Annotated in this window: 28 protein-coding genes; 19 read left to right on the top strand and 9 right to left on the bottom strand. The window is 68.1% G+C overall.

What is annotated here, in order from left to right; all coding sequences use genetic code 11:
* Positions 1-2: 2 nt before the first annotated feature.
* From GPZ80_RS18185 to GPZ80_RS18195, 3 genes are read left to right on the top strand one after another with little or no spacing between them, the layout of a single operon-like run.
* Positions 3-638, top strand: coding sequence for a DUF3558 domain-containing protein (locus GPZ80_RS18185; protein ID WP_187221598.1), 636 nt, complete (start codon positions 3-5; stop codon positions 636-638).
* Positions 639-669: 31 nt separating this feature from the next.
* Positions 670-1,872 (top strand): hypothetical protein, encoded by a 1,203-nt coding sequence (locus GPZ80_RS18190; protein ID WP_187221600.1) that lies wholly within the window; start codon positions 670-672, stop codon positions 1,870-1,872.
* A 2-nt stretch (positions 1,873-1,874) separates the two neighbouring features.
* Positions 1,875-2,603, top strand: coding sequence for an ESX secretion-associated protein EspG (locus GPZ80_RS18195; RefSeq protein WP_187221602.1), 729 nt, complete (start codon positions 1,875-1,877; stop codon positions 2,601-2,603).
* Positions 2,604-2,640: 37 nt separating this feature from the next.
* Here the strand turns inward: GPZ80_RS18195 and GPZ80_RS18200 are convergent, their stop codons facing one another.
* The 4 genes from GPZ80_RS18200 to GPZ80_RS18215 are packed head-to-tail and all read right to left on the bottom strand — an operon-like array spanning position 2,641 to position 5,036.
* Complete coding sequence (locus GPZ80_RS18200; protein ID WP_246477228.1) at positions 2,641-3,489, bottom strand: hypothetical protein; 849 nt, start codon at positions 3,487-3,489, stop codon at positions 2,641-2,643.
* 1 nt (position 3,490) lies between these two features.
* Entirely contained in the window at positions 3,491-3,844 is a 354-nt protein-coding gene (locus tag GPZ80_RS18205) for a type VII secretion target (protein ID WP_187221604.1), read from the bottom strand.
* 15 nt (positions 3,845-3,859) lie between these two features.
* Positions 3,860-4,285: a YbaB/EbfC family nucleoid-associated protein gene (locus GPZ80_RS18210; protein WP_187221606.1), complete on the bottom strand. Its 426-nt coding sequence runs from the start codon at positions 4,283-4,285 to the stop codon at positions 3,860-3,862.
* A gap of 52 nt (positions 4,286-4,337) precedes the next feature.
* The gene (locus tag GPZ80_RS18215) at positions 4,338-5,036 is read right to left on the bottom strand and encodes a hypothetical protein (protein ID WP_187221608.1); all 699 of its coding nucleotides are present in this window, start codon (positions 5,034-5,036) and stop codon (positions 4,338-4,340) included.
* A 226-nt stretch (positions 5,037-5,262) separates the two neighbouring features.
* Here GPZ80_RS18215 and GPZ80_RS18220 point away from each other — a divergent pair, with 226 nt between their 5' ends.
* Genes GPZ80_RS18220 through GPZ80_RS18240 form a run of 5 tightly spaced genes read left to right on the top strand, consistent with a single transcriptional unit; the run spans position 5,263 to position 9,155 of the window.
* A complete protein-coding gene (locus GPZ80_RS18220; RefSeq protein WP_187221610.1) occupies positions 5,263-6,378 on the top strand; it encodes an ADP-ribosylglycohydrolase family protein in 1,116 nt (371 codons plus the stop codon).
* Between the two features lie 33 nt (positions 6,379-6,411).
* Positions 6,412-6,945 (top strand): YbaB/EbfC family nucleoid-associated protein, encoded by a 534-nt coding sequence (locus tag GPZ80_RS18225; RefSeq protein ID WP_222719496.1) that lies wholly within the window; start codon positions 6,412-6,414, stop codon positions 6,943-6,945.
* 10 nt (positions 6,946-6,955) lie between these two features.
* The gene (locus GPZ80_RS18230) at positions 6,956-7,264 is read left to right on the top strand and encodes a type VII secretion target (RefSeq protein WP_187221612.1); all 309 of its coding nucleotides are present in this window, start codon (positions 6,956-6,958) and stop codon (positions 7,262-7,264) included.
* A complete protein-coding gene (locus GPZ80_RS18235) occupies positions 7,261-8,907 on the top strand; it encodes a TNT domain-containing protein (RefSeq protein WP_187221614.1) in 1,647 nt (548 codons plus the stop codon). Before GPZ80_RS18230 ends, GPZ80_RS18235 begins: the two co-directional genes overlap by 4 nt.
* Entirely contained in the window at positions 8,904-9,155 is a 252-nt protein-coding gene (locus GPZ80_RS18240) for a hypothetical protein (protein WP_187221616.1), read from the top strand. Before GPZ80_RS18235 ends, GPZ80_RS18240 begins: the two co-directional genes overlap by 4 nt.
* Before the next feature lie 100 nt (positions 9,156-9,255).
* On the opposite strand, the gene GPZ80_RS18245 is transcribed toward GPZ80_RS18240, so the two are convergent.
* On the bottom strand, positions 9,256-10,671 hold the full coding sequence (locus GPZ80_RS18245) for a M20/M25/M40 family metallo-hydrolase (protein WP_376771696.1): 1,416 nt from the start codon (positions 10,669-10,671) through the stop codon (positions 9,256-9,258).
* A 485-nt stretch (positions 10,672-11,156) separates the two neighbouring features.
* Between GPZ80_RS18245 and trpB the strand changes: the two genes are divergently transcribed.
* From trpB to GPZ80_RS18285, 8 genes are all read left to right on the top strand, one after another.
* Positions 11,157-12,356 carry a tryptophan synthase subunit beta gene (gene trpB / locus GPZ80_RS18250; RefSeq protein WP_187221620.1) on the top strand — a complete coding sequence of 400 codons (1,200 nt, stop codon included), beginning with the start codon at positions 11,157-11,159 and terminating at the stop codon, positions 12,354-12,356.
* Complete coding sequence (gene trpA / locus GPZ80_RS18255; RefSeq protein ID WP_187221621.1) at positions 12,353-13,135, top strand: tryptophan synthase subunit alpha; 783 nt, start codon at positions 12,353-12,355, stop codon at positions 13,133-13,135. Before trpB ends, trpA begins: the two co-directional genes overlap by 4 nt.
* Positions 13,136-13,224: 89 nt before the next feature.
* Complete coding sequence (locus tag GPZ80_RS18260) at positions 13,225-14,127, top strand: DMT family transporter (protein WP_187221623.1); 903 nt, start codon at positions 13,225-13,227, stop codon at positions 14,125-14,127.
* Between the two features lie 61 nt (positions 14,128-14,188).
* Positions 14,189-15,058 carry a helix-turn-helix domain-containing protein gene (locus GPZ80_RS18265; RefSeq protein WP_187221625.1) on the top strand — a complete coding sequence of 290 codons (870 nt, stop codon included), beginning with the start codon at positions 14,189-14,191 and terminating at the stop codon, positions 15,056-15,058.
* A 158-nt stretch (positions 15,059-15,216) separates the two neighbouring features.
* Complete coding sequence (locus GPZ80_RS18270) at positions 15,217-16,074, top strand: hypothetical protein (protein ID WP_187221627.1); 858 nt, start codon at positions 15,217-15,219, stop codon at positions 16,072-16,074.
* Positions 16,075-16,383: 309 nt separating this feature from the next.
* Positions 16,384-17,601, top strand: coding sequence for a pyruvate dehydrogenase (acetyl-transferring) E1 component subunit alpha (gene pdhA, locus GPZ80_RS18275; RefSeq protein WP_187221629.1), 1,218 nt, complete (start codon positions 16,384-16,386; stop codon positions 17,599-17,601).
* Positions 17,601-18,647, top strand: a complete 1,047-nt coding sequence (locus GPZ80_RS18280; RefSeq protein WP_187221631.1) for an alpha-ketoacid dehydrogenase subunit beta — start codon at positions 17,601-17,603, stop codon at positions 18,645-18,647. Before pdhA ends, GPZ80_RS18280 begins: the two co-directional genes overlap by 1 nt.
* Before the next feature lie 3 nt (positions 18,648-18,650).
* Entirely contained in the window at positions 18,651-20,045 is a 1,395-nt protein-coding gene (locus tag GPZ80_RS18285; protein WP_187221633.1) for a dihydrolipoamide acetyltransferase family protein, read from the top strand.
* A gap of 68 nt (positions 20,046-20,113) precedes the next feature.
* Here GPZ80_RS18285 and GPZ80_RS18290 read toward each other — a convergent pair whose 3' ends face one another.
* Entirely contained in the window at positions 20,114-20,728 is a 615-nt protein-coding gene (locus GPZ80_RS18290) for an SCP2 sterol-binding domain-containing protein (RefSeq protein WP_187221635.1), read from the bottom strand.
* 17 nt (positions 20,729-20,745) lie between these two features.
* Positions 20,746-21,384 carry an SCP2 sterol-binding domain-containing protein gene (locus tag GPZ80_RS18295; protein ID WP_187221637.1) on the bottom strand — a complete coding sequence of 213 codons (639 nt, stop codon included), beginning with the start codon at positions 21,382-21,384 and terminating at the stop codon, positions 20,746-20,748.
* A 75-nt stretch (positions 21,385-21,459) separates the two neighbouring features.
* On the opposite strand from GPZ80_RS18295, the gene GPZ80_RS18300 reads away from it, so the two are divergent.
* Both GPZ80_RS18300 and GPZ80_RS18305 read left to right on the top strand, forming a co-directional pair.
* The gene (locus tag GPZ80_RS18300) at positions 21,460-22,113 is read left to right on the top strand and encodes a TetR/AcrR family transcriptional regulator (protein WP_187221639.1); all 654 of its coding nucleotides are present in this window, start codon (positions 21,460-21,462) and stop codon (positions 22,111-22,113) included.
* Positions 22,114-22,118: 5 nt separating this feature from the next.
* Positions 22,119-22,775: a hypothetical protein gene (locus GPZ80_RS18305; RefSeq protein WP_187221641.1), complete on the top strand. Its 657-nt coding sequence runs from the start codon at positions 22,119-22,121 to the stop codon at positions 22,773-22,775.
* Positions 22,776-22,929: 154 nt separating this feature from the next.
* Here GPZ80_RS18305 and GPZ80_RS18310 read toward each other — a convergent pair whose 3' ends face one another.
* On the bottom strand, positions 22,930-23,781 hold the full coding sequence (locus GPZ80_RS18310) for a MaoC family dehydratase (protein ID WP_187221643.1): 852 nt from the start codon (positions 23,779-23,781) through the stop codon (positions 22,930-22,932).
* Complete coding sequence (locus tag GPZ80_RS18315; RefSeq protein ID WP_187221645.1) at positions 23,781-25,124, bottom strand: 3-oxoacyl-ACP reductase; 1,344 nt, start codon at positions 25,122-25,124, stop codon at positions 23,781-23,783. The genes GPZ80_RS18310 and GPZ80_RS18315 overlap by 1 nt, the downstream gene beginning before the upstream one ends.
* Before the next feature lie 90 nt (positions 25,125-25,214).
* Between GPZ80_RS18315 and GPZ80_RS18320 the strand changes: the two genes are divergently transcribed.
* Entirely contained in the window at positions 25,215-26,495 is a 1,281-nt protein-coding gene (locus GPZ80_RS18320; protein WP_187221647.1) for an acetyl-CoA C-acetyltransferase, read from the top strand.
* The last annotated feature ends 88 nt before the right edge of the window (positions 26,496-26,583 follow it).

Consider the following 26,583-nt stretch of genomic DNA (forward strand, 5'->3'; position numbering starts at 1 on the left):
CTGTGCGTACCCGCTGCCTGCTGGCTATCGCGACGATCTTCATCGGGATCTCCGGATGCGCCAGCCCTGAGCCGGGCACGCCCATCGCGTCCAACCCGCCATCCGAGACGTCCTCGGCCACCGCGAAACCTACGAAATCAACCGATCCGGCACCGGATCTACCGTCTCACGGGGCACCCAAGGTCAAGTCTCCGCTCAAGACGGACAAGTTCGAGGCCGATCCTTGCGCCGTGTTCACCGACGAGCAGTTGGGTAAGTACGGTGTCGGCACAGGAACAGCCGACTCCGACAAGCTCGGTAAATCCTGCACGTGGAAGACCGAGGACTCCGGCACCATCCTTCTGGCATGGGATAATTTGTTCGGGCGCGGGATCAGCAGAATCTACCAGGGACAAGAAAACGGGAAGTATGCGTTTTTCGACGTCTTGCCAGACATAGAGGGATTTCCCGCCGTCTCTTACGGCGCGAGGGATAATCGGCCGATGGGTATCTGCTCGGTGTCCATCGGGGTCTCCGACCAAGTGTCGTTGATGGTGACACTCGCGCAGTCGACGTCGAAGCAAGGCACTGCGCACCCATGTGAAGTGGCTGCCAGGGTGGCAGCTGATGCCGTCACGAGCATGAAGGCGGGGGCCTGACATGACCGATCCGCGCGGTGGCGTTGACGGAATGTCCGCATACGAGATCTACCAGGCATTGAGGGTCCGCGCTCGCGGGACCGGCAGTATGCACGACGCCTCCAGCCTCGCCGCTGAAGAGGCCAAACTCGAAGAGGTGCGGGCGGAACGGGTTCTTCAGCTTTCGGCCAAGATCGCGGCGGGCTGGGAGGGGGCTGCGGGAGACGCCGCGCTCGGATCTGCGAAGCCGCTGATCGACGTGTCCAAGATCGGCGCGGAGAACCTCGAGCGAACCACCAAGATCCTCGAATCGCAGTCGGACGGATTCCACGCCGCGTCGTCGGCTGTGCGGCCGGTCGCCGAGAACCCGCCTGAGACTGGGTTCATGGGCGACGTCGAGCCGTGGTTTACCGACACCCCGACCGAGACGGAAAAGTACGAAGCCGACTCGCTCAACAACCTGCGCGTCTATGAGGCGTACGACCACCAGTCGATGGCGCACGATGAGGCGCTGCCGATGGACTACTCCTACATCCAGGATCCCGGCGGCTCCATCGGCATCGAGCCGCCGGTGAAGAATCCGCCGGATGATCCGGGGGGTGGCGGTGACAAGGATCCGTACACGCCGCCGGGGCGCGTCGACGAAGGTCGCGACAAGTGGACGCCGCCGCCGGTGAAGCCCATCGACCCCGTGGACCCGCGGCCGGTCGAGCCGGTCGACCCGACCAAGCCGCAGCAGGTGGACGAGACCAAGCCCAACCAGCACATCCAGACCAAGCCCGACCCGGTTCAGGTGCGCCCCCTGCCCACCGACCACCCAGGGCCGTCGAACCAGAACAACAACATCTACGGTCCCGGCGGCACGGGGACCGGCCGTGGCGGTGACGGCACCGGTGGTGGTCGCGGCAGCGGTGGACCTGGCGGTCTCCGCGGCGGTGGCGGCGGCGCGGGTGGTGCCGGTGGTTCGGGCATGCGCGGCGGCGGCTTCGGTAGCGGCACCGGTGAGCACGGGCCGGGTGGCCGCTCAGGTGCGCTCGGTGCCGGTGGCGACCACGGGCCGGGTGGGCGTGGTGGCGCTGCCGGTGCGGGTGGCCGCGGCGGTGGCGCGGGCATGGGCGGCGGCATGGGTGGCGGCGGCCGCGGGCAGGGTGGCGAGGACGAGGAGCACACCCGCGCGTCCTTCCTGCAGGAAGACGACCCCGAGGCGATCTTCGGCACCGACCAGATCACCGCACCCCCGGTCATCGGGGGTTAGCGATGAAGGTGGAGCTTTCCGTCACCACCCTGTTCCGGTTGCTGGACAAGGCAAACCTCGGCGAGCCGCACGTGATCTTCGCCGGTGGGGCGCGGTACTACTCGCCCCGGTTTCAGCAGGAGACCGACGCGCGGTTGCGGCGGGAGCTTGACGCTGCCGGGGTCAACGGGCCGCGGGGGGTCGCCCCGGACTTCCTGGATCTGCTCTCGGTGATCCAGCGCGCGGCCGTGGAGTACTTCGGCTACTTCCACGACGCCGAAGGGCCGTACTCGGTGGTCACCGCCGCGGTGGGCAGGCAGGCGGTGCTGGCCGAGCGGGTGGAGAACACCGTCACCTTCGAGCGGGTCGAGCCCACCAGGCTGCTCGACGCGTTCCTGTTCCGGCTGCCGAACGTGCCCGCCGCGCGGGGTGAGTCGATCTCGGTGCGGCTCTCGGACCTCGACGCCCCCAAGTCCGACGGGTTCGCCCGGTCAGCGGGTCCACCGCAGGCGCGCAGGCTCCAGGAACTGATGAAGCAGCCCCGGCTCGGCGGCGCGAAGCTCTACACAGCCAAGCGTGACCAGCGCGGAAAGCGATTGCGGGCCGCCGACTGGATCACCGCGATCGACGTTCAGCAAGGCCGTTGGGCTGTCTACAAGACCAGCCGCGGCGAAAGCTCGGTCACCGCGGTCCCCGGAACGCCGCAGCTCATCGCGACCCGGATGCGCGAACTGCAGGACACGATCAAGTGAGTCCCCTTCCGCGCCAAGCGGAAGGGGACTCCGAGTCTTAGCTCGCCTCGAGCGCGTTCTGGGCGCGGATCAGGCCGTCGAACACGTCACGCAGGGCGACCAGCAGGGTGATGGCCGCGCCGACAGCCACGCCGAGCTTGCCCGAGAGCAGGGCGCACTTGGACAGCACCTTCGCGATGGCGACCATGGCCTGGCCGACCACCAGCGGCGCCGCGACGCCGACCGTGGCGAGGAGCTCGATCGCCCAGCTCACCAGGGAACCGGCGATCGCGGAGAGGATGTCGCGCACCGCGGTGCGGACGCCGTTGACGACCTCGGCCATGCCCATCGTGAGCGAGGCGATGCCGTGCGCGGCACCGGCGACGCCGCCGCAGACACCGGCGAGTCCAGCCGCCTTGTCCCGGTACGCCGTGGCGGCGTCGCCGGTCCAGCTGGGGGCCTCGTTCTTGGCGGCCTCGCCGTACTCCTGGCTCAGGGCGAGCATCTCGTTCTCGATGTTCGTCCACGACGCGGAGTAGGCCTTCACCATGTCCGGGTTACCCGCCAGGGCGTGCAGCATCGCCCGGGCGGGCTCGATGTGCTCGAGCATCCAGGAGACCAGCTGGCCCGCGACGTAGGCGATGGGGTCGACGACGGCCGCCGCGACATCGAGCCCGAGCGCCACCATGCCGGAGACCGCGATAGCCCAGTCGCCCTTGTCGATGCCCTCGGCGATGGCCCAGCCCGCTTCGAAAGCGGTGACGCCGGTCATGAACCCGGGTCCGCCCTCTTGGCTGGGGGCGCCCATGTTCTCCAGCGGGTTCGCGTCCTGCAGGTAGTTGTTGCGCAGGTCGGTGCCGTCGGTGACCAGCGGGTTGTCGGACTTGGCGTCGATTCCCATGGTCATGTCAGTTGCCCCTCACGGTCGGGATGCACGCGGCCGCGGCGTCGAGCTGCTCGACCAGTTGCTTCATGAGGTCGGTGATCCGCTGCTCGGTGTCCTCGTAGGCCTGCGCCGCCTCGGTGAGCTTGCTCGACATCTCGTGCAGGCTCTTCGCCGCACCGCCCAGCGCCTCGGTGCCTCGCGCCTGGGGCGAGACCACCATGGCGCCGAACGGCTGACACAGCAGCCCGTAGGCGTCGTTCAGCGTGGTCAGGTGCGCGCCCGCCGCGGTGGCGGTGTCCGCCCGACCGGCGAAGGCGTCGGTAGCCGCCGCGTGCGCCCGGACCTCGGCGCTGTTGACGGTCAACTCGTTTCCCACAGCTGTTCCCCTCGCTCAGTCGTCTTCGATGTCGCCCAGTCGGTGCTGCCGCAGCGGGGCCGCACCTGCCTGCTGCTCGTCGGGGAACCGTGCGGCGTACTGGTTGAGGATCGGCGTCGCGGCCTCGTCCTCGCCCACCGTCTCGCGGGTGGTTTCCTCGACCCGCGCGCGCAGCTTGACCTGAGCCCGCTGCATGCAGGACATCAGCTCGGACGAAAGCCGCGCCGGATCGGTTCCTCGTCCCCGCTCGGTGATCGTCAACTCCGTGGGCACGCCGTTGCCGTCCACGGTCACCCGGACGGAGCCGTCGGCGGAGGTCTCGGTCACGCTCAGCGCGTTCATCTTCTGATGCAGGTCAATGAAGCGGCGTCCCCGCTGCTCAAGATCACCGGCCAGCTTCTCCAACTCGCGCGCGGCCTGGGTGGGGTCGTTCGGGAGCATGCGTCGCTTCTCCTCAGCTTTGTGGGTGCGGTGGTCGCCTTCGTACCAGAGTTCACTGCTGCATACGGGTGACTTGGATGCGACGGTGCACGATCTCGGCGATTTTGTGGGCGTCGTCGCTGGGGATGACGAAGGTCCCCGACCGCGTGCGGAGCGCGACGGCGGGCCCGGCTGTGGTGGCCAGCATCGTGCCGTCGGCCAACGCCAGCCACGGTTGGAAATCGTCGAGGAGCACCAGTTCCACGGCGGAGATCTCGCGCAGTGGCACCGTGATCTGGTTGGGGCTGCCGGTCGAGTTGGGCACGTGCCTGCGGGCGTGGGCGATCACGTCGGCGGTGGTGATCGTGACGCCGGTGGTGATGGAATCGGCGTGGCCCATGGCGACGCGTGCGCCGAGGCGCAACTCCACCGGCAGTGAGCCGAGTTCGGGGATCAGCGGCAGCAACAGGATCTTGTAGGCGCTCGCGCTGAGCGGGACGGACACGAACACGTTCACCCACGCCAACGCGAACAGCGGGAGTGCGAGGCGCTCGGCGGTCTCGGCGGCGAATCCGTACCCGGGGATTGCACCGAAGACCACCTGGCCCGCGGCGGCGAAGAACGCGGCGACCGGCCAGGCGGGCGGCTGGAACCGGCCGACCTGCAGGACCACGAACGGAATCAGCGAGCCGACCACCGGGATGAGCAGCCACCACTGGAATCCGCCCGCACCAACCGCGGCGGCGATCACCATGCCCGCACAGGCCAACACGACCGCTCCAGGAAGAGCGGTGAAGGCGAGGAAAAGGCGCGTCCGCGCGCGCCGGACACGGTCGCGCAGGACCGGATCGAGCGGTCCCGGGATGGTGAGCGAGTTCAGTTCGGCACTCCCGTCCGCGGTCAGGCCACTGTCGCCTGGCCGACCATAGCGAACCGACCGCCGCGGGAGGCCGGATCGGCCAGGGCGGCCGCGGTCCGCTCAACTAACCTTTGACGCCGTGGACGGTGATTTCCCCTACGACCGGGTGATACCGGTCGATCAGTGGCTCGGCTGCCTGCTCGCGGGCGCGGTGGGCGACGCGCTGGGCGGTCCGGTCGAGTTCCTCTCGATCGCCGACATCCGGGCGCGGTTCGGGCCGGACGGGACGACCGGGTACGCCGACGCGTACGGCGGGCGGGGGAAGATCACCGACGACACGCAGCTGACCCTGTTCACCCTGGAAGCGATGATCCGCGGCCACATCGCCAAGCGGCTGCTGTACTTCGAGCAGCACCCGTCGTCGGTGTTGCAGCACGCCTACCAGCGGTGGCTGCACACCCAAGGCGTGCCGTGGCACAAGGCGGCCGGGTCTTACGCGATGCAGGCCGAGCCGGACGGCTGGCTCATCGGCGAGCGTGACCTCTTCCACCGCCGCGCCCCCGGTTCGACGGTGTTGCACGCCCTGGAGGGGTACGCGGCGGGCGCGGAGCGCGGGACGATGTCGCACCGGCTCAACGACTCCAAGGGCTGCGGCGCGGTGATGCGCGCGGCGCCCTGCGCGCTGTGGTCGGAGGACCCGCTCGACGGGTTCGTGATCGCCGCGCAGGCGGGCGCCCTCACCCACGGCCACCCCAGCGGCTACCTGGCGGCCGGGGCGCTCGCGTTCCTGGTTCACCGCCTCCTGGACGGCGCTGAGCTGCCCGACGCGATCGCCGACGTCCGCGCGGAGCTGGTCACCTGGGAGGACTCCGCCGAGACGGTGGCGGCGCTCGACGGCGCGGTCGCACTGGCCGAGCGCGGCAGGCCCTCGCCGGAGGCGCTCGCGGGCCTCGGCGGCGGCTGGGTCGGCGAGGAGGCGCTGGCGATCGGCGTGTGCGCCGCGCTGGCCGCGGACGATCTCGCCGACGGGCTGCTGCTGGCGGTCAACCACTCCGGCGACAGCGACTCGACCGGGTCCATCTGCGGCAACCTGCTGGGCTCGGTGCACGGCGTCGGCGCGATTGCGGCGGACTGGTTGGCGGAGTTGGAACTTCGGGACGTCATCGAGCGTCTGGGTAGGGACGCGCTGATCGAGTTCAGCAGGCACAACTCGCTCGAGGACCCCGAGTGGCAGGTGCGGTATCCGGCCTGGTGACGGTAGGTTCCCGGCAGTCCGAGAGGGGAACGGGTGAACCAGCCGAACTTCGGTGGGGACGGCTACCAGACCGAGCAGGAGATGCGCCGCTGGGCGGCGGCGGTCGAGGAGAAAGCCCAGCGCTACCAGGCGATGCAGGCCGAGGTCGCGCGCGTCTCGGTGACCGAGTCCGCGCGGGACGACGTCGTGCGGGTGACGGTCGACGCGACCGGGGCGGTGACCGATCTGGTGATCAGCGACAAGCACCGCGACCTGGCGGGTGCGGAGCTGTCGACCATGGTGCTGACGACGATGCGTCGGGCCCAGTCGAGGATCACCGACCACGTCGCCGAAGTCATGACCCGCACCGTCGGCGACGATGAGCAGACGGTGGCCACGGTGGTCGACTCGTATCGGCAGAGATTCCCGGAACCGGAGCCCGAACCCGAACGTCCGACCGGAAGCGTGGTCGAGGAGATGCAACTCGGCGACGTCCCGGAAGACGACGGGCCCCCGACCCGCCGGTCACGTCCGCGCCCGCCGCAGGACGATGACGACGACTGGGGCGGACCGCCCATCCTGAGTTGAAGGAGTCGCGGTGCCGAACGGATACGACGTCCTGACCGGTGAGTTATCCGGCCACGCGGGCAGACTCGACGCGCTGCGGGACCGCCTCGACCAGGCGCTGCAGGCGGCGAGCCAGGTGCACATGGGCACCGAGGCGTACGGCGTGATCTGTCAGTTCTTCGTGCCGATCGTGCACGCGGTCAGCGGCCCGGGCGTCGAGGCGATCCGGCAGGCGGCGGACTCGATGAGCGACACCGCCCAGGGCATCCGCGACAACACGACGTCCTACGACAACGTCGAGCAGGCCAACACGCGGCCCTTCGCGGGCGGTGTGCGATGACCAATCCGCTGATCGCCGAACGCAAGGACTCGACCACCGCCGTCACCGGCATCGGCATCGCCGAGTCGGCGGTCGACATCTACAACGGCGTGCAGAGCGGCTCGTGGGTCGAGGGTGGCATCGGTGCGCTGGGCGGCGGCCTGGAGATCCTTTCGCTGGTGCTCGACCCGATCGGCACGCTCGGGCAGTACGCGGTCTCCTGGGTGATCGAGCACGTCGCCCCGCTGCGCGACGCGCTGAACTGGCTGGCCGGGGACGCCGACCAGATCGCCGCGTACGCCCAGACGTGGAAGAACGTCTCGCAGGCCGTCGCGGGGGTCGCGGCGGACTACCAAACCGAGGTCACCAACGGCACCGCGGGCTGGGCGGGCCCGGCGGCCGACGCCTACCGGAACAACGCGGGCCAGCAGGGTGAGCACATCACCGCCGCGGGCACCGGCGCGGAGACCATCGGCACAGTCGTCGAGGTCGTCGGCGTGCTGGTCGGCGTGGTCCGCGGCATCGTCCGCGACCTGGTCGCCGAGTGCATCTCGACGCTGCTCATCCGGCTGCCGCAGTGGCTCGCCGAACTCGGCCTCACGCTGGGTCTGGCCACCCCGCACGTGGCCGCCTCGGTGGCGGCGCTGGTGTCGAAGTGGGTCGGCCGGATCACCGACATCATCACCAAGCTGACCCGCTCGGTGGAGAAGCTGCGCCCGATCATGGCCAAGCTCGGCGAGATCTGGGAGGCCATCAAGCGCGGCCTGCGGAAGCTGCGCACGGTCGGCGGCGCCGAGAGCCCGAACGCGCCCGACACCGTCCGCTCCGCGACACCCACGACCACGCCGTCCGGCTCGGCCACCCCGACCATGCCGTCGAGCGCGACGCCCGGCACACCGAGCACCACGACGACACCCTCCGGTTCGGCGGATGCCCCGACGACCTCGAGCGCCACCCCCACCACGCCGTCGGGATCCACCACACCCAGCGGATCCGCGGACCCGTCCACCACCCCGCACACTCCACCGCCCGACGTCGATCCGACACGGCCCGCGAGCACCCGCGACTACGACGCGGCGGGCAAGACGATCCCGACCAGCCAGTTGCGGCACCCGCACGCGAACCTGATCGACGACGACTTGATCAGCCAGGCCAGGGCGAACCCGAATCGAGACGCGATCATCAACACCAACGGCGTACCGGCGGACCACCCGGCAGTCCGCGACCTCATGCCCCCGGACTACGACCCGCACGCCGGGCTCGGTGAGGCGGGCTGGAATCAGCAGTACTGGCCCAGCGGCGACACCGGCCGCTACGGCAACCGGATGCTGGAGTGGCCCGACCCTGATGCGCACCCGCAGGGCTTCAACACTCCGGAGTCCCGCACGCCGGGTGTCCTGCAGCCAGGCCAGACGATCGACCGGTTCGGCAGCGCGCGCGGCGACTTCGTCTCGCCCGCCGACACGCCGTACCCGCAGCGCGGCCTGCCGCCGGACAATCTCAACAACGGCTATCACCAGTACGAAGTGGTGCGCCCGTTGCCCGTGTGGGAAGGTCCGATCGCCCCCGCGATGGGTCAGCCGGGAGGCGGCACCCAGTATGTGTTGCCGCACTCCGTGGTCGATTTGATCAACGCCGGATACCTCAGGGAGATCCCGCTGTGAACCTGCAAGCCCTCGGCACCGCGCTGGACGCGCTGGGAATCGAACCCAGGGTCGTCGCCCTTGGCGCGCGCGACGAACAGTGCTGGTGCGTCCTTCCCGACGCGGACGGGGTCTGGGAGGTGTACTGGCTCGAGCGTGGCCAGAAGAACCACCTGGTGCGGCTGCCGAGTGAGGACGCCGCGTGCGAGCTGCTTTTGGGCAAGCTCGCCTACAGCGAGCTTGTGGCGGGCAGGTTGCGCCGGGTGTGAGGGGCTTCCGGTCGGGCACCTACGCCGTGCTCGACTGCGTGGCGTGGCCAGGCTTGTCCCCACCCGGCTCGCGGCAGCAGGGACGAAGTGGCCGTGCAAGTCAGCCTCTGGCGTGGGCGTCGAGGATGTGGACGATGGCCTCGGTGACGCGGACCGCGTGCGCGACTTCCAGCGATTCGTCCGGCACATGGATGTTGCTGTCCGGGCCGACCGCGCCGGTGATGACGAACTGCGCGTCGGGGTAACGCTCGGCCAGCAGTCCCATGAACGGGATGGACCCACCCATCCCCATGGTGCGCCACGGGTTTCCGAAGACGGTGTCGCTCACGGTGTCCAAAGAGGAGCGCAGCCACGGCGCCAGCGCGGGCGCGTTCCAGCCGCCCGCCGCCTCCAGCCGGGTGAGTTCGACCCGCGCGCCGTCCGGGACGTCGGTGGTCAGGATCTTGCGGACCGCTTCGAGAGCCGCGTCGGCGTCGGCCGTCGGTGGCAGGCGGAAGCTCAGGGTGAGGGTGGTGAACGGCCGCAGCACGTTGCCCGCGTCCGCCGGTTCGGGCATCCCCGACGCGCCGATGATCGACAGGGTGGGGCGCCAGCTGCTGTTGAGGAACAGCTCGACCTCGTCGTCGGTGACCGGGCGGACACCGGGCGCGAACGGGATCGCGGAGAGGACCGAGCCGGGCGCGGATTCGACGGTCGCGCGCAGTTCGGCGAGCCGGTCCTCGGGGATCTCGACGTTCATCTCCGACAGCTTGATCTCGCCGGTCGCCGAGTCCTCGATCCGGTCGAGCAGTTGCCGCAGCACGCGGAACGAGCTGGTCACGACCCCGCTGACGGTTCCCGAGTGCTGGCCGACGGTCAGCACCCGCGCGGTCGCGGTCACCGACGCGAGCCCGCGCAGGGAGGTGGTCAGCCACAGGCGGTCGTAGTCCAGGCCGCCCGAGTCGAGGCAGACGACAAGCGACACCGCGCCGAGACGGTCGTCGAGGTGTTCGAGGTACGCGGGCAGGTCGTAGCTGCCGGACTCCTCGCAGGTCTCCAGCAGCAGGACGCAGCGACCGTGCGCACCGCCGGAGGAGCGGACGGCCTCGATGGCGGCGGTCGCGGCATAGCCCGCGTAACCGTCGTCGGAGGCGCCGCGGCCGTAGAGCTTGCCGTCGCGCAGGACGGGCGTCCAGGGGCCCAAGCCTTCGGACCAACCGCCGACGGGTGGCTGCTTGTCGAGGTGGCCGTAGAGCAGGACGGTGCCGTTGTCGACGCCGTCAGTCGCCGGGATGTCGACGAACAGCAGCGGCGTGCGCTCCGGCAGCCGCACGACCTCGATGGTCGCACCGGGAATGTTGCGTTTCGCGATCCAGGCCCGCAGGTGTTCGACGGCCGCGTCGAGGTTGCCGTTTGCTGCCCAGGCGTCGTCGAAGGAAGGGGAGAGGGCGGGGATGGCGATGAAGTCCTGGAGGCTGGGCAGGATCTCTGCGTCCCACAGGGTCCGGACGGTCTGCGCCGCTGCTGTCGTGTCCACACCGCCGATCCTGCCATCTGGACGCCAGTGCGCGTAGCGCGGAGCGACGACCAAGGCGAAGCCGGCCGGAATAGGCATATTCGCACAGTTCACGATGGTCGAGAAAATTTAATCCGTCGCCTTTTGCTCACCAAAACCGGATTACCCGAATATGATCGGCACCCCGGTAGCAGCTTTCATGACGACATGCGATCCGAACACAAATTGCACCCATATGGCGTGCGTCACGCCCGGTGATCGAGACTTCGCTTGACCGCATTGCCTAAACACGGTGTAGTTAGGTCGTCGCGGTACACGGGACTGACGACTCACTGGGGAGTGACGTAACGCATGCGAACCACTATTTAACGGTTCTTCGACCATGTGATCCAGACGCCGAGACGCGCTGGATTCTTTGGTGCCAACAAGCCGCCACAATGCCCGAAACGAGCGCACCCCGATTATCATGGTTCGCCGATCTCACATCGATGCAGCAAGGCTGGTAAATGCTGAAAGAGTTGGAGCTTCAGGTCCGATTCGGCGACCAAGGGTATGGCGGAATTTATTCGTCGGAGAGCCTGATCGCGGTGCTTGCCGAGGTCGAGACCTCCTTTCGGGAGGCCATGGCCGACCGAAAATTCGTGGACCAGTTCGAGGAACTGCTCCGCACCTTCGCGGGCAGAGCGACACCCGTCATGTTCGCGGAACGGCTGTCCGACAAGTACGGCAGGACGATCTTTCTCAAACGCGAGGATCTGCTGCATGGAGGGGCACACAAGACCAACAGCACGATCGGCCAGCTCCTCCTGGCCAAGTACATGGGCAAGACGCGGGTCATCGCCGAGACCGGGGCGGGGCAGCACGGCGTGGCCACCGCCATGACGGGCGCCAAACTCGGTCTGCCGGTCGAGGTGTACATGGGTGCGGTGGATATCGAACGCCAGCGAACCAACGTCAAGCGGATGGAATTGTTCGGAGCCCAAGTCCACTCAGTCGCCTCCGGTGGGGGAATCCTCAAGGACGCGATCAATGAAGCGATGCGCGACTGGATCACGAACGTCGGCGACACCTACCACTGCTTCGGCACCGCCGCGGGGCCATACCCGTATCCGTCGATGGTCAAATACTTCCAGTCGGTCATCGGGCACGAAGCCAGAGCGCAGATCATCGAGATGACCGGGAAACTGCCGACAGCGGTCTTCGCCTGCATCGGCGGCGGAAGCAACGCTGTGGGAATCTTCTCCGCATTCGAAGACGACGGAGATGTTCGGCTCTTCGGGGCCGAGCCCGCGGGCGTCGGGAACGATTCCGACAGGCATGCCGCGACTCTCACCAAGGGATCTCCCGGAGTATTCCACGGGATGCATTCGCTGTTCCTGCAGAACACCGAGGGACAGATCGCGAACACCCACTCGATCGCGGCCGGGCTCGACTATCCCGGCGTCGGACCAGAACTCGCGGCCATGCGTGATTCCGGCCGCGCCACGTTCGGCGCCGTCACGGATGAGGAGACCCTGCGGGCGTTCGCCGAACTGTCCGCACTGGAGGGAATCATCCCGGCGTTCGAATCCGCGCACGCGCTGGCCCTCGCGACGCGAACCGCGGGCGATCTCGATCCGGACGCGGCACTGCTCGTCTGCGTCTCGGGCCGGGGCGACAAGGACCTGGACGAGTACTGGCACTACCTGGGGAGTCTGTCCGCATGAACCGATTCGACGCCGTCTTCGCCCAGCCGAACCGCAAGTCGTTCATTCCTTTCTTCACCCTCGGCGATCCGACTCGCGATGAGAGCATGCGGCTGATCCGGGCGGCAGTGGACGCGGGAGCCGACGCGCTTGAACTCGGGTTCCCCTTCTCCGATCCAGTCACCGACGGCCCGATCAACCAGCGATCGATGCGACGGGCACTCGCGTCGGGGATGTCGTACGACGCCTGCGTCGAGATGGTCCGTGAGATTCGAGACGTCTACCCGACGCTGCCGATCGGGCTTCTGCTTTATTACAACCTGCTGTTCAAGCGAGGCGGCAAGGCCTACGCCGAACTCGCCGACGCCGGTGTCGACGCCGTTGTGTGCTCGGACCTGCCGATCGAGGAGTCCGGCGAGCACGTCGATCTGCTCGGCGAACACCAGATCGGGTGCATCCAGATGATCGCGCCGAACACCCCGATGGAGAGAGCGGCCCGGCTGATCGACGGGTCGAGCGCCTTCACCTACGTGATCAGCCGGTTCGGCACGACCGGGCCGAGCGCGACCTTCGGCGACGATGCCGTAAGTCGGGTCGGCCGCCTCCGCGATCTGTCCGAGAAGCCGCTTGTGGTGGGCTTCGGAATCGGCCGGAGGGATCAGGTGACCGACTTCTGGGACGCGGGCGCGAACGGGGTCATCGTCGGCAGTCACTTCAGTCTCCTGGTCGAGGAGAACTTGGCCGACCTGGCAGTCGCGCGCGCGAAGATCGACGACTTCGTCCGCTCAGTGCGGGGCTAAGGTCTAGTTGATCTTGTTCGATCAAGTCGGGCCTGTCCGACGCGGTAGCGCCATCGCGAACTCGAACCTGAAATGAGGCACTCGCCGCCATGCGGAGATCCGACTGGGTGCGCTTGCTCGTGTTGGGTGCCCTCTGGGGCGCTTCGTTCATCTTTCTGCGTGTCCTGGCGCCGGTGCTGGGGGCGACGACGACCGCTGGACTTCGGGTAGGGATAGGCGGTCTGGCGTTCCTGCCGTACTTCGCCGCGATTCGCTTCCACCCCAAGTGGCGTGCCCACTGGGCGCACTATGTGGTGGTCGGCCTGTTCAACGTGGCGACGCCCATGCTGCTGTTTTCCTATGCGGCAGTGCACATTCCCGCGTCCTACTCGGTGATCATCAATTCCAGCACGCCGCTGTTCGGCACGATCCTGGCGGCGATCTTCTTGCGGGACCGGCTAACCCTGCGCGGCCTCGCCGGGCTCATCATGGGCGTGGCAGGCGTCGCGCTCGTCGCGGGCGGGGGTTCGGCCGCGCATGCCTCAACCCAGTTCTGGGCGGGAATCGCCGCGTGTCTGGTGGCGGCGGTTTGCTATGCGATGTCCGGCGTTTACGTGAAGCGGTTCGCACCGGCTGTCGACCCGATCGGCATGGCGGGCTGCTCCCAATTGCTGGCTGGAGTGTTCCTGCTCCCGTTCTGGGTGGCGAACCTCCCGACGATCGAGATCACTGTGCCGATCGTGCTCAACGTCCTTGCGCTGGCCGTGCTCTGCACGACGATCGGCTTCCTGTTGTACTTCCGCCTGATCGCCGATGTCGGCCCGTCGCGGGCGATGATGGTGGCGTTGCTGACCCCGTTGTTCGGTGTGCTGTGGGGAGCGGTCTTCCTCAAGGAGACCTTGACACTGCCGGTCGTCGGCGGGTGCTTGCTGATCATCGGATCGGCGGCGCTGGTCCTGATCAAGTCGGCTCAGCCCGAGCGGGCCGTACTGCCGTCGACCGTGTCCCGGTAGGTGAAACGGCTCATCTCATCGTGTCATTTCCCCACGACATCAGACCTGGTGAAGTGATCAGGTGAGCCGGATTGAGGGGACAGCTCGGACGCGCGCCTTGGCCGCCGAGCTGAAGGACCTGCGTGAACAGGCGGGACTGACGACCCGGGCGGCCGCCGCCCGGGTGGGCTTCTCGAGCGCCGGCCTGAACCGATCCGAGTTGGGCAAGCGGCTACCCAGCCTCGAAGAGGTGGGGGCACTGCTCGCTGTCTATTCGGTGGTGGGCAAGAAACGGGCGCGGATCCTCGAACTCACCCGCGCGGCGAACACGCCGGGCTGGTGGGAGTCCGGGGAGAAGCGCCCACTCCAACTGCAGCTGCCCGCGCTGATCACCTTCGAGTCGCAAGCCACCCGGATCGTCAATTTCGGCCCGCTGCTCATCCCCGGACTGCTGCAAGCACACAACTACATACGCGCGGTCATGGACTATGCCCGCATTCCGGAGGCAGACGCGGAGGCGCGTATCGCGACCAGGGTGCGGCGGCAGACCGTGCTGACCAAGGGCCGCGGGCCGTCATATCTGGCGATCGTCGATGAGGCCGCTCTCCGTAGGCCAATCGGCGGTTCCCTGGTGATGGCCGACCAGATCCGCAAGCTGATCGAGATGTCCGAGTTGCCCAACGTGACGATCAGGGCAATCCCGTTTCGCCGGGGTGGATACCTCCCAGTCGGCGGGTTCTCGCTGCTGAACTTCAGCAAAGCGACCCCGATCGTGTTTCTCGACCAGGGCTCGGCTGGCGCGTTCCTGCACAAACCCGATGACACCAGTAGATACCAGAGCTCCACCGACACGATGCTGAAGATCGCGTTGAGTGCTGACGAGTCGGTGGATTTCCTGGCTCGAATGGCCACCGATCATGACCGGGCGCGGTCGAGTTTCAGTGGATCCTAAGGGGACTGCGTTGAACGCGGGCACCTCTCCCTCAGCGAAGCCTCCTGGCACTGCGCGCTGAGGTCTTTGTCAGGTCTGGTCGGGCACTCTCGTCAGTGAGGCCGTGGCCGTGAAAGTTCCCGCACACGGTCACGGCCTCACCCGCTAACCTGCCGCCCATGAAGCGCTCCGTGGGTGTCCTTGCCATCGCCTGTCTCGCTCTCACCGCCTGTGGTGAGAAACCCGCTTCTCCCAACGCTTCCCCGAGTTCCGCCGACGCGCCCAAGCCGTCTGGTCTGCTTGGCGCGCTCGCGGCTGTCCGGGCGAACGACAGCACCCGTGAGCGGTTCGAGTACGCCGACCTCACCAAGATCAAGCTCCTCAAGGACACCAAGAACTTCGGCATGGTCGGCAGTTCGCAGATCACCGAGTCCCCCAAGAAGCTGAAGGACGTCCTGTCGCTCGACCTCGCCGCGTTCGAGGAAGCCGTCACCGCGGGCAAGGCGCCGGCCGCCGCCGGGCGTTTACGGGGCGCTTTCGATAGTGCCGCGGTCAACTCCGCCATCGCGAACAAGGCCGCCAAGCCCGCGGCCTTCTCCGCTGTGCGGGTGGCCGGTTCCGAATTGCTCTACTCGTCGTCCGCGCCTCAGCTCGACTGGTTCGCCGAGGGGGCGGGCAGTCTGGCCGAGGACAAGGCCATGGCCGCGCACGCGGGCTGCCTGGGCGACGTCGCGGCGGCGGCCATCGGGCCGATCGCCTCCGCCGGGGTGCGGATCGACGGCAAGGACCACACCACCGACATCATCTGTCTCAAGGCGCACTCGCCCGAGGACGCAGCCGAGATGAAGATCCAGATCGAGGCCACGCTCAAAGGCGCGAAGACCTCCTCCGGCACCCCTTGGTCGCGAGTCGTCCCGAAGCCGAGTGTGGACGTCGTCGGTGACACGGTTCGGATCGTGTCCACCACCGCCCCCGCGGGCACCGTCATCGCGGCCTTCGCGAAGGGTGACATCGAGCGGCTCCCGCTGTTCGAGTGACGCAGGTCACTATGAGTGCGCCCGGCGTGCGCGGAGTGTCCACACGAGCCCGCTGAACTGCTCCGACCGCGCTCCGCTTTGATCCCCTAACGTCGGGAATCCAAGTGTTTTCCCAGCTCAGCGGCCCGTGATCGACTTCGGTGCGGCACCTGCCCTTCACCAATCCGGGTAGCTTCGTGTCAGGATGTGGGAGAGAACCGTCAGCGCCGACGGTGACCACCCACCCAAACCGGGTGGCGGGGTACCGGCGGCGCGGCTGCATGCCGTCGCCACAAGCGACTGTGCGGCCCAGACACGAGGAGAACGCGCATGTCGTCCCCAGAAACGTGGACGCACCCGGAGCCCCGGGAAGGTCCAGCCGCCACCGCTGCCGCACCCACAGCAGAGCAGGTGATCGCGGGATTGCGAGCGACAAGCGAAGGCGGTCCGGAGCTGGTCCAGCTCCTGACCCCGGAAGGCGAACGGGTCCCCAACCCCGAGTTCGACCGCTATGTCGCCGACGTCACCGCCGAAGACCTGCGGAATCTGTACCGCGACATGGTCCTTGTCCGCCGCGCCGACCGTGAGGCCAACGCACTGCAGCGCCAGGGGCAGCTCGGCATCTGGGTGCCGCTGCTCGGCCAGGAAGCCGCGCAGATCGGCGCGGGTCGCGCGATGCGGCCCACCGATATGGCGTTCCCCAGCTACCGCGAGCACGGCATCGCGTGGACCCGGGGCATCCACCCCAAGGAGCTGCTGGGCATCTTCCGCGGCACCGACAACGGGAGCTGGGACTCGAACGCCACGCGCTTCCACCCGTACTGCATCGTCATCGGCAACCAGGTGCTCAACGCCGCCGGTTACGCGATGGGACAACGGTTCGAGGGCCGTGTCGGTAACAGCGGCGACGCAGATGACACCAACGAAGCCACGATGGTCTTCTTCGGTGACGGCGCCACCTCGCAGGGCGACGTGCACGAGGGCTTCGTGTGGGCCGCGGTCTACGACGCGCCCCTCGTCTTCTTCTGCCAGAACAACCAGTGGGCCATCTCCGAGCCCACCGAACGCCAGACCCGCCTCCCGCTCTACCAGCGGGCCCGCGGCTACGGCTTCCCCGGCATCCGCGTCGACGGCAACGACGTCCTCGCGACGCTCGCCGTCACCCGCTGGGCGCTCGACGAGTGCCGCCACGGCAACGGCCCGGTGCTGATCGAGGCGTTCACCTACCGGATGGACGCCCACACCACCACCGACGACCCGACGCGCTACCGACTCTCCGATGAACTCGAGGCCTGGAAGCTCAAGGACCCGATCGAGCGGCTGCGGGTGAACCTGGTCCGGCACGAGAACGCCGACCAGGCCTTCTTCGACTCCGTGCAGGCCGACGCCGACGCGCTCGCGGCCGAACTGCGCGACTACTGCTTCAACATGGGCGAACCGCCCATCGAGCAGATGTTCAACAACGTCTACGCCGAGCCGAACCCGGTGCTCGACGCGCAGCGCGACGACTTCCTCGCCTACCACGCGAGCTTCGGAGGTGAGCACTGATGGCCGCACCCGCTATCAACAAGGCTGGTCAAACCGGTGGACCCGGCTCTGCCGACAACGCGGTCCAGTCGCTCACCCTCGGCAAGGCGCTCAACCTCGGCCTGCGGGCCGCGATGGAGGCCGACCCGAAGGTCCTCATGATGGGCGAGGACGTCGGCAAGCTCGGCGGCGTCTTCCGCATCACCGACGGCCTGCAGAAGGACTTCGGCGAGCACCGCGTGCTGGACACGCCGCTCTCGGAGTCCGGCATCATCGGCACCGCGGTCGGTCTGGCCGTGCGCGGCTTCCGCCCGGTGTGCGAGATCCAGTTCGACGGGTTCATCTTCCCGGGCTTCGACCAGATCGTCTCGCAGGTCGCGAAGCTGCACGCGCGCACGCGGGGCCGGGTCAAGATGCCGCTGGTCATCCGCGTTCCGTTTGGCGGCGGCATCGGCGCGGTCGAGCACCACTCGGAGTCCCCGGAGTCGTACTTCGCGCACACCGCCGGCCTCAAGGTCGTCTCGTGCTCCAACGCCGTGGACGCCTACTGGATGATCCAGCAGGCCATCCAGTGCGACGACCCGGTGCTGTTCTTCGAGCCCAAGCGGTACTACCACTCGGGCAACATGAAGGCCGAGGTCGACACCAACGCGACGCCGATCCCGCTGTTCCAGTCGCGGGTGCTGCGGCAGGGCACGACGGCCACGGTCGTCGCGTACGGCCCGTCGGTGAAGGTGGCCATGGACGCGGCGACCGCCGCCCAGGAAGAGGGCAAGTCGCTGGAGGTCATCGACCTGCGCACACTGTCCCCGCTCGACCTGGCGCCGGTGTACGACTCGGTGCGGCGCACCGGTCGGCTCATCGTCGTGTCGGAGTCGCCCTCGGAGGCGTCGCTGAACTCGGAGATCGCGGCGAAGGTCCAGCAGGAGTGCTTCTACTCGCTGGAGGCGCCGGTGCTGCGGGTCAACGGGTTCGACGTCCCGTACCCGCCCGCCAAGCTCGAAGAGCATTTCCTGCCCGACCTCGACCGAGTGCTCGACGCCGTCGACCGCTCCCTGGCGTGGTGAGAGATGCCTGAATACAAGAGCTTTCCGCTGCCCGACACCGCGGAAGGGCTGACCGAGGCCGAGATCCTGTCCTGGCACGTCCAGCCGGGCGACACGGTCACCGTCAACCAGATCATCTGCGAGATCGAGACCGCGAAGGCGGCCGTCGAGCTGCCCTGCCCGTGGGCGGGTGTGGTCACCGAACTGCACGTCCAACCGGGTCAGACCGTGGACGTCGGCACACCGATCCTGACCATCGACGTCGACCCGGGCGGCGCCGCGAAACCGGCCGCCGCCAACACCAACGGGTCCGCGCCCGCCGAGGCCGAGGAGGAGATGAAGCCGCTGGTCGGCTACGGCTCCAAGACGGTCACCGCCAAGCGCCGCTCGCGCAACGGCCCGGCCGTCCCGGCCACGGCCGACGCGGCGGCGGCGCAGAGCACCGTCGGCGCGGCGTTCGAGCGGCACCAGGGGCCGGTTCCCGAAGAGGCGCCCCCGATCGACCCGACGCCGATCGTGCCGGACAGCCCGGCCGGGCTGATCGACCTGCCCGGCGGGTACGTCCCGCTGGCCAAGCCGCCGGTCCGCAAGCTCGCCAAGGACCTCGGCGTCGACCTGCGGTCGCTCACCGGCACCGGCGACAGCGGCGTGATCACCCGCGCCGACGTCGAGCGGGCCGCGTCCAGCCCCGCGGAGGAGGGCCAGGTCAAGGCCCCGGTCCGGGGTGAGCGGCGGGTGCCGATCAAGGGCGTCCGCAAGGTCACCGCCCAGGCCATGGTCGCCAGCGCCTTCACCGCACCGCACGTCACGGAGTTCCTGACCGTCGACGTCACCCCGATGATGGAACTGCGCGCGAAGCTGAAGAACCACCCGGAATTCCGCAACGTCAAGCTGACGCCCCTGGCGTTCTGCGCGAAGGCGATCGCCATGGCGATCAAGCGGACCCCGGAGGTCAACTCGTCCTGGGACGAGGCCGCACAGGAGATCGTCTACAAGGACTACGTCCACCTGGGCATCGCGGCGGCAACCCCCCGCGGCCTGATCGTGCCGAAGATCCGCGACGCCGACACGTTGTCGCTGCGGGAATTGGCGGAGGCACTGGAACTGCTGACCACCACGGCCCGCGAGGGCAAGACGCCCCCGTCGGACATGGTCAACGGCACCATCACGATCACCAACGTCGGCGTCTTCGGCGTCGACACAGGTACCCCGATCATCAACCCAGGCGAATCCGCGATCCTCGCGTTCGGCGCGATTCGGGACACCCCTTGGGTTGTCGACGGCGACATCAAGGTCCGCAAGGTCTGCCAGCTCGCGCTGAGCTTCGACCACCGCTTGGTCGATGGCCAGCAGGGCTCGGAATTCTTGGCGGACGTCGGCGCACTATTGGCCGACCCGGCACTGGCGATCACGTACTGAATGTCGATCTCAGTGTTCTGAGTGTTGAACTCGTTGTTCTGAACGGGGGACTCGCGGGAGTCCCCCGTTCAGGGTTTCGGGAGGTCGAAGTACGAGATCAGCGTTGCGGCGAAGGCGATGTCGCCCTTGACCTTCACCTTGCCCGACAAGAAAAGCATGGGCAGGTTCACCACGCCGGTCACCGCGCGGAGGAAGTCCGTGGGGGAGATGGTGACGGTGACCCGCGCGTCGTCGGTGGGCTCATCGCCGGATTCGCAGCGGCCCTTTTCGATGACGGTCTCGAACCTGTCGAAATCGCCGGGGCCCGAACCTCCGGTGAAGCGCCAGTGGATGACCGCGTACAGGCCTGCCGATCGCTCCCTGTTCAGGTGCGACGCCATTCGGCTGAAGACTTCCTCGAACACGACCTGCCGCAGCCGGGGGTGGGCCATGAGGGCGTCAAGCTGGTCGCGCGAGGCGCGGGACAGGAAGCTGATGAAGGTGTCCGTGCGCATCCCGGCGAGTTCGAGGCCGGTGCCCGCGGTGCCGAGCATGTCCAGGGTGGAGATGAGCTGGACGAACTGCTCAGGGTCCAGCTTCCCCGGGTCGATCGCGTCGGCGAAGCTGTCGAGGTCGTGGACCGTGCGGGGCTCGATGCGGTGCCACTTCTGCTTGCGGCTTCGGCCCAGTCGTCTCCTGCCCATTCTGGCAGTGTGCCTGGTCAAGCGCGTGGCAGATCGAACAGGCCTGCCAGTCCGGCGGCGAAAGCCAGGTCGCCACGCACTTTCAGCTTTCCGGTCATGAACAGGACCGGAGCCGAGGCGTTGTTCGAGATGAGCTTGAGGAAGTCGACCGGGGACAGGGTGATGGTGATCTTCGCCTGCTCGGTCATCTCCCGATTGACCGTGCAGGAGCCGTCCTTGATGACAGTCTCGTAGCGGTCGTAGCCGCCTTCGCCCGCGCCGCCGGTCAGGCGCCAGTGGATGACGGCGTGCTGGTCTCGGACGCGGTCCTGGCGCAGGTGGGTGCTCATCCGTCTGAACACCTCGTCGAGGATCCTGGCCCGCAGGTCCGGATCGACCATGATCGACTGGACCTGTTCGGTGGAGGCCGACGAGATCAGCTTGGCGAAGGTGTCCGCACCCATGCCGGACAGCTGGATGTCGGCGCCCTCGGAGGCGAGTCGGTGGAAGGCGCGGAGCATTGTCGAAAGGTCGGATCGTCCGACTTTCCTCGGATCGATCGCGCGCCCGATAGCATCGACGTCGATGTCCATGGCGGTCGCTTCGGCGACGGTCATCCGATCGAGCAACGCGACCAGATCCCGCGGCTTCATCGCGCCCTTGGGTGACTCAGACATCAGCCCTCCTTACCTACTCTTCAGTAGGCTACGGACGGGTAGATTCACGTGCAAGTAGGAATCGGGAGGACCAGGGTGAGCGTCGACGAAGAGCGCAGATCAACGCGGGTGAAGCGACTGCCCCGCGAGGTCCGCGAGCGTCAGATTCTCGACGCCGCGGTCCGGGTGTTCTCGCAGTACGGCTACCACAACGCCTCGATGGACGAGATCTCCGAAGTCGCGGGCGTCTCCAAGCCGATGATCTACGCCTACCTCGGCCACAAGGAAGACCTGTTCGCCGCCTGCATCCGCCGCGAGGCGACCATGCTGATGGAGGCCATCGCCGCGGGCGTGACCACCGAACAGGCCCCCGACATGCAGCTCTGGCACGGACTGCGGGCGTTCTTCCAGTTCGTCGGCGAGCAGAAGCAGAGCTGGCGGGTGCTGCACCGGCAGGCGACGTCACAGGGCGGCCCGTTCAGCGAGGAGCTGCTCGCCATGCGCAGCCGGGCGATCAACCTCGTCGACGCGTTGCTTGTGCGATCGGCCACTACCCGCGGTGAGGCGCCCGCGAAGTCCACGGAAGCCCTCGCGGCCGCCCTCGTCGGCGCCAGCGAGTCGCTCGCCGACTGGTGGCTGGACCACCCGGAGGTCTCGGACAAGACTGTGGCGTCCTGGCTGATGAACCTGGTCTGGATGGGCTTCGGCGACCTGGTCACCGGCACCGTGTGGACCCCGACCCCGGAGTGACGAACATGCTCGCGATCATCCTGTGCGAGTGCCCGGAGACGGTGCTCGACGACGGCGTCGACACGGTCCGGCTGGGCAGCAGGCCCGAGCGCGCCGACCTCGAAGCCGCGTTCGCCCGGGCCGCGGACCGGCCGATCGGCGTGCTGGTCGAGGACGAGGAGTCCTTCGACCACTTCGTCGGCCTGCTCGACGGCGAGATGGCGTCGACCCCGATCACGCTGCTGGAGTGCCCGGAGACGTCCTTCCACCTGGAGGACACCGACCCCTTCATCCAGTGGGACGAGCCCGGCCCGCAGCGACCGGTCCCCGCGGTGCGCAGCGACGACGGCACCGCGTCGTGCTTCCAGCTGACCCTCTACCCGCACTCCGACGACCCGGTGGACCTGCGGGTCCAGGTCGACGGTGTCGAGTTGTTCTCGGGTCCCGCGTACTCCGTGACCGCCTTCCCGAAGCTCGCGGGCACGGCGGTCTGGGTGTCGACCCCGAGGACGGACCTGATCTCCAGGGTCCTGCGTCGTCCGCCGAGGTTCACCCAGGTCGCGATCGGCGGCGACGTGTGGGTCACCAGCAACCACGAGCTGACCCCGTTCGAGGGCGCGGGCGGTCCGCGCAAGGGACACCGGCTGCGGCACGACCCGGCCGGGATCACCCTCCAGAACTGAGGAACGGCCCACCGCTCGCAAGCGGTGGGCCGTTCCTCACGCAGCCGTGTCTGACAAACCGGCCGCGCTATCCAACCGTCACCCAAGGGGACCGTGACGAAGGCTGACCACGGTCATCGCAAACCCGCACCATCAGATGGCAGGTGACCCACCGTCAAAATTTCGGGGAGGCGGTAATGGTGCCCTCGAGGTGCGGTTGCGGCTTGCGCGCGTTCACCAGGTCGAACTTCCACCCGGCGCCAACCGGCGTGGCCGCGAAGCCCACCTTCGCGGGCAGCAGCACCGGCAGCTTGAACCGGACGTCCACCGTGTACGCGTCGGGCAGCCTGCCCTCGAACGCCGCCAGGCAGCGCGCCTTCGTCCACATACCGTGGGCGATGGCGCGCGGAAAGCCGAACAGCTTGGCCGAGAGCGGGTGCAGGTGGATCGGGTTGCGGTCACCCGAGACCTCCGCGTACCGGCGTCCGATGTCCTCCGGGACCTTCCAGACCGAGGTCGGCTCCGGCAGCTCCGAGCGATCGCCGTTCGGCTCGGACTTGCCCGAGCCGCCACCGCGGTTGAGGTAGGTGCTGACGTCGTGCCAGATGACCTCGCCGCCGATCGACGCCTCGCTGATCATGTCGAACTGCCGACCCTTGGGGTGCTCGCGGAGGTTCTCCACGTGCACCCGCAGGTCGAACTTCTCGTCGACACGAAGCGAGCGGGTCTGGGTGATGCGGTTGGCGATGTGCACCGATCCGACCAGCGGGAACGGGAAATCGCTGTCCGTCATCAGCTTGACCTGCATCGGGAAGGTCAGCATGTGCGGGTAGGTCGCGGGCAACTCGTCGGTCAGCCGGAACTCGCAGACCCGGTTGTAGTCCGCGAGATGGGCCGGGTCGACCGAGACACCGGTGCGCACGTAGTCGCGCTCCGGCAGCGGGCCGCCACCCTTCTTCGTGAAGCCCGCGAGCACCGCCTTGGGGAACAGCAGACCCAGGTTCGGCGACTCCTTCAGCTCCACCATCACGCCCCCAGGAGGCTCTGGCCGCAGACGCGCACGACGTTGCCGTTGACCGCGCCGGACGCCGGGCTGGCGTACCAGGCGATCGTCTCGGCGACGTCCACCGGCAGACCGCCCTGGGCCATCGAGTTCATCCGGCGGCCTGCCTCACGGATGAACAGCGGCACGGCGGCGGTCATCTGGGTCTCGATGAAGCCGGGCGCGACGGCGTTGATCGTGATGCCCTTGGCGGCGTACTCGTCGGCGTAGGCGTTGACCATGCCGATCACCGCGGCCTTGCTGGTGCCGTAGTTGGTCTGCCCCAGGTTGCCCGCGATGCCCGCGATGGATGAGACGCCGATGATCCGGCCGCCTTCGCGCAGGACGCCTTCGGCGAGCAGCGCGTCGTTGACCTTGAGCTGGCTGGTCAGGTTGACGGCCAGGACCGAGTCCCAGGCGCCTTCCTTCATGTTCGCCAGCGTCTTGTCCCGGGTGATGCCCGCGTTGTGCACCACGATGTCCACGCCGTCGTGGCGGGTCTTGAGGTACTCGATGAGCTTGGCGGGCGCGTCGGCCGCGGTGACGTCGAGCTGGAACGTCGAGCCGCCGACCTTGTTGGCGACCTTGGCGAGGTCGGCGCCCTGAGCCGGGATGTCGAGGGCGATGACGTGCGCGCCGTCGCGGGCGAGCACCTCGGCGATGGCCGCGCCGATGCCGCGGGAGGCGCCGGTGACGAGCGCGACCTTGCCCGCGAGCGGGGCGTTCCAGTTCTCCGGCTCGGTGACGGCGCCGCCGTGCGTGCCGATCCGGATGACCTGGCCGTCGACGTAGGCCGACTTGGCCGAGAGCAGGAAGCGCAGGGTCGACTCGACCTTGTCCTCCGCACCGGGCTGGACATAGACCAGCTGGGCGGTGGCACCGCGCTTGAGCTCCTTGCCGACCGAGCGCGTGAAGCCCTCGAGCGAGCGCTGGGCGATGATCTCGCCCGGGGCGGTCGCGCTCTCCGGCGGCGTGCCCAGGACGACTACCCGACCGGACGGCGCGATGGAGCGCATGACCGGGTGGAAGAAGTCATAGAGCGCGCGCAGCTGGGTGGGGTCGGTGATTCCGGTCGCGTCGAAGACGAGACCGCCGTACTTTTGGGTGTCGCCCCCGGCCGGTGTCGTCAGCACCTCTATACCCGCCGATTTGAGCACCGCGCCGATGGCGTCGACCAGTCGTCCGGTGCCCCCTACCAGCGCCGGGCCGGTCAGAGCGGGCTCGCCGCTCTTGTACCGACGCAGCGGCTCGGGGTTCGGCAGTCCGAGACGCTTCACGAGAAGCCGTCCGACGCCGGAAGTGCTGAACTGTTGGTAGCGGTCAGTCATCCGTTTTACGCCTCCCTACTCGCTAGTAAACCTACTCTAGAGTAGGTTATGATGCTACCCGCAGATGTAAACCTGTGCTCAGGAGGAGAGATGGCCCCCACTCGCGTCCGCCGCGTAGCGATTCTCGGCGGGAACCGGATTCCGTTCGCGCGGTCAAACGGGCCCTACGCCAAGGCTTCCAACCAGGACATGTTCACCGCCGCGCTGGACGGGCTGGTGGCCCGCTTCAGCCTGCAGGGTGAGCGGATCGGCGAGGTCGCGGCCGGTGCTGTCCTCAAGCACAGCAAGGACTTCAACCTCGCGCGGGAGTCCGTGCTCGGCAGCAAGCTCTCCCCGGAGACCCCCGCCTACGACCTCCAGCAGGCGTGCGGCACCGGTCTCCAGGCGATCATGCAGGTCGCCAACAAGATCGCCCTCGGCCAGATCGACTCGGCCATCGCAGGCGGCGTCGACACCACCAGCGACGCCCCGCTGGCGGTCAACGAGGACCTGCGCCACATCCTCATCGCGCTGAACAACGCCAAGACCGTTCAGCAGAAGCTCGCCCTGGCCGCGAAGCTGCGCCCCAGCCACCTGATGCCCGACGTCCCGCGCAACGCGGAGCCGCGCACCGGTCTGGCGATGGGCGACCACGCGGCGATCACCGCCAAGGTGTGGGGCATCACCCGCGAGGCGCAGGACGAGCTGGCCGCCGCCAGCCACCAGAAGCTCGCCGCGGCCTACGACCGGGGCTTCTTCGACGACCTGGTCACCCCGTTCCAGGGCCTCTCGCGCGACCAGAACCTGCGGCCGGAGTCGTCGGCGGAGAAGCTGGCGAAGCTCAAGCCGGCGTTCGGCGGCCCCGACGGCACCATGACCGCGGGCAACTCGACCCCGCTCACCGACGGCGCGTCCGCGGTGCTGCTGGCCTCGGAGCAGTGGGCCAAGGAGCACAAGATCCCCGTGCTCGCCTACCTCACCTTCTACGAGACCGCCGCGGTCGACTACGTCAACGGTGACGAGGGACTGCTCATGGCGCCCGCGTACGCCGTGCCGCGAATGCTCGCCCGCGCGGGCATGACGCTGCAGGACTTCGACTTCTACGAGATCCACGAGGCGTTCGCGTCGCAGGTCCTGGCCACGCTGGCGGCGTGGGAGGACGTGGCGTTCGCCAAGGAGAAGCTGGGCCTGACCGAGCCGCTGGGCTCGATCGACCGGGCGAAGCTCAACGTCAACGGCTCCTCGCTCGCCGCGGGCCACCCGTTCGCCGCGACCGGCGGCCGGATCGTGGCGACGCTGGCCAAGCTGCTGAACGAGAAGGGGTCCGGCAAGGGCCTCATCTCGATCTGCGCGGCCGGTGGCCAGGGCGTCACGGCGATCATCGAGAAGTAGCAGCTCCTCTACGGGTCTCTAGCGAGCTGGCTAGAGACCCGTAGAGGCCCCAACGGTCGACACGCCGTCGGGGATTCTCGCTCAATAT

This window comes from Actinokineospora xionganensis (assembly GCF_014323725.1).
GTDB classification, from domain to species: Bacteria; Actinomycetota; Actinomycetes; order Mycobacteriales; family Pseudonocardiaceae; genus Actinokineospora; species Actinokineospora xionganensis.

Excerpts from the sequence above, each read along its gene's own strand:
- GPZ80_RS18190 (WP_187221600.1), top strand. The coding sequence starts at position 670 with ATGTCCGCATACGAGATCTACCAGGCATTGAGGGTCCGCGCTCGCGGG.
- GPZ80_RS18195 (WP_187221602.1), top strand. The coding sequence starts at position 1,875 with ATGAAGGTGGAGCTTTCCGTCACCACCCTGTTCCGGTTGCTGGACAAG.
- GPZ80_RS18200 (WP_246477228.1), bottom strand. The coding sequence starts at position 3,489 with ATGACCATGGGAATCGACGCCAAGTCCGACAACCCGCTGGTCACCGAC.
- GPZ80_RS18210 (WP_187221606.1), bottom strand. The coding sequence starts at position 4,285 with ATGCTCCCGAACGACCCCACCCAGGCCGCGCGCGAGTTGGAGAAGCTG.
- GPZ80_RS18235 (WP_187221614.1), top strand. The coding sequence starts at position 7,261 with ATGACCAATCCGCTGATCGCCGAACGCAAGGACTCGACCACCGCCGTC.
- trpB (WP_187221620.1), top strand. The coding sequence starts at position 11,157 with ATGCTGAAAGAGTTGGAGCTTCAGGTCCGATTCGGCGACCAAGGGTAT.
- trpA (WP_187221621.1), top strand. The coding sequence starts at position 12,353 with ATGAACCGATTCGACGCCGTCTTCGCCCAGCCGAACCGCAAGTCGTTC.
- GPZ80_RS18260 (WP_187221623.1), top strand. The coding sequence starts at position 13,225 with ATGCGGAGATCCGACTGGGTGCGCTTGCTCGTGTTGGGTGCCCTCTGG.
- GPZ80_RS18270 (WP_187221627.1), top strand. The coding sequence starts at position 15,217 with ATGAAGCGCTCCGTGGGTGTCCTTGCCATCGCCTGTCTCGCTCTCACC.
- pdhA (WP_187221629.1), top strand. The coding sequence starts at position 16,384 with ATGTCGTCCCCAGAAACGTGGACGCACCCGGAGCCCCGGGAAGGTCCA.
- GPZ80_RS18280 (WP_187221631.1), top strand. The coding sequence starts at position 17,601 with ATGGCCGCACCCGCTATCAACAAGGCTGGTCAAACCGGTGGACCCGGC.
- GPZ80_RS18285 (WP_187221633.1), top strand. The coding sequence starts at position 18,651 with ATGCCTGAATACAAGAGCTTTCCGCTGCCCGACACCGCGGAAGGGCTG.
- GPZ80_RS18290 (WP_187221635.1), bottom strand. The coding sequence starts at position 20,728 with ATGGGCAGGAGACGACTGGGCCGAAGCCGCAAGCAGAAGTGGCACCGC.
- GPZ80_RS18295 (WP_187221637.1), bottom strand. The coding sequence starts at position 21,384 with ATGTCTGAGTCACCCAAGGGCGCGATGAAGCCGCGGGATCTGGTCGCG.
- GPZ80_RS18305 (WP_187221641.1), top strand. The coding sequence starts at position 22,119 with ATGCTCGCGATCATCCTGTGCGAGTGCCCGGAGACGGTGCTCGACGAC.
- GPZ80_RS18310 (WP_187221643.1), bottom strand. The coding sequence starts at position 23,781 with ATGGTGGAGCTGAAGGAGTCGCCGAACCTGGGTCTGCTGTTCCCCAAG.
- GPZ80_RS18315 (WP_187221645.1), bottom strand. The coding sequence starts at position 25,124 with ATGACTGACCGCTACCAACAGTTCAGCACTTCCGGCGTCGGACGGCTT.
- GPZ80_RS18320 (WP_187221647.1), top strand. The coding sequence starts at position 25,215 with ATGGCCCCCACTCGCGTCCGCCGCGTAGCGATTCTCGGCGGGAACCGG.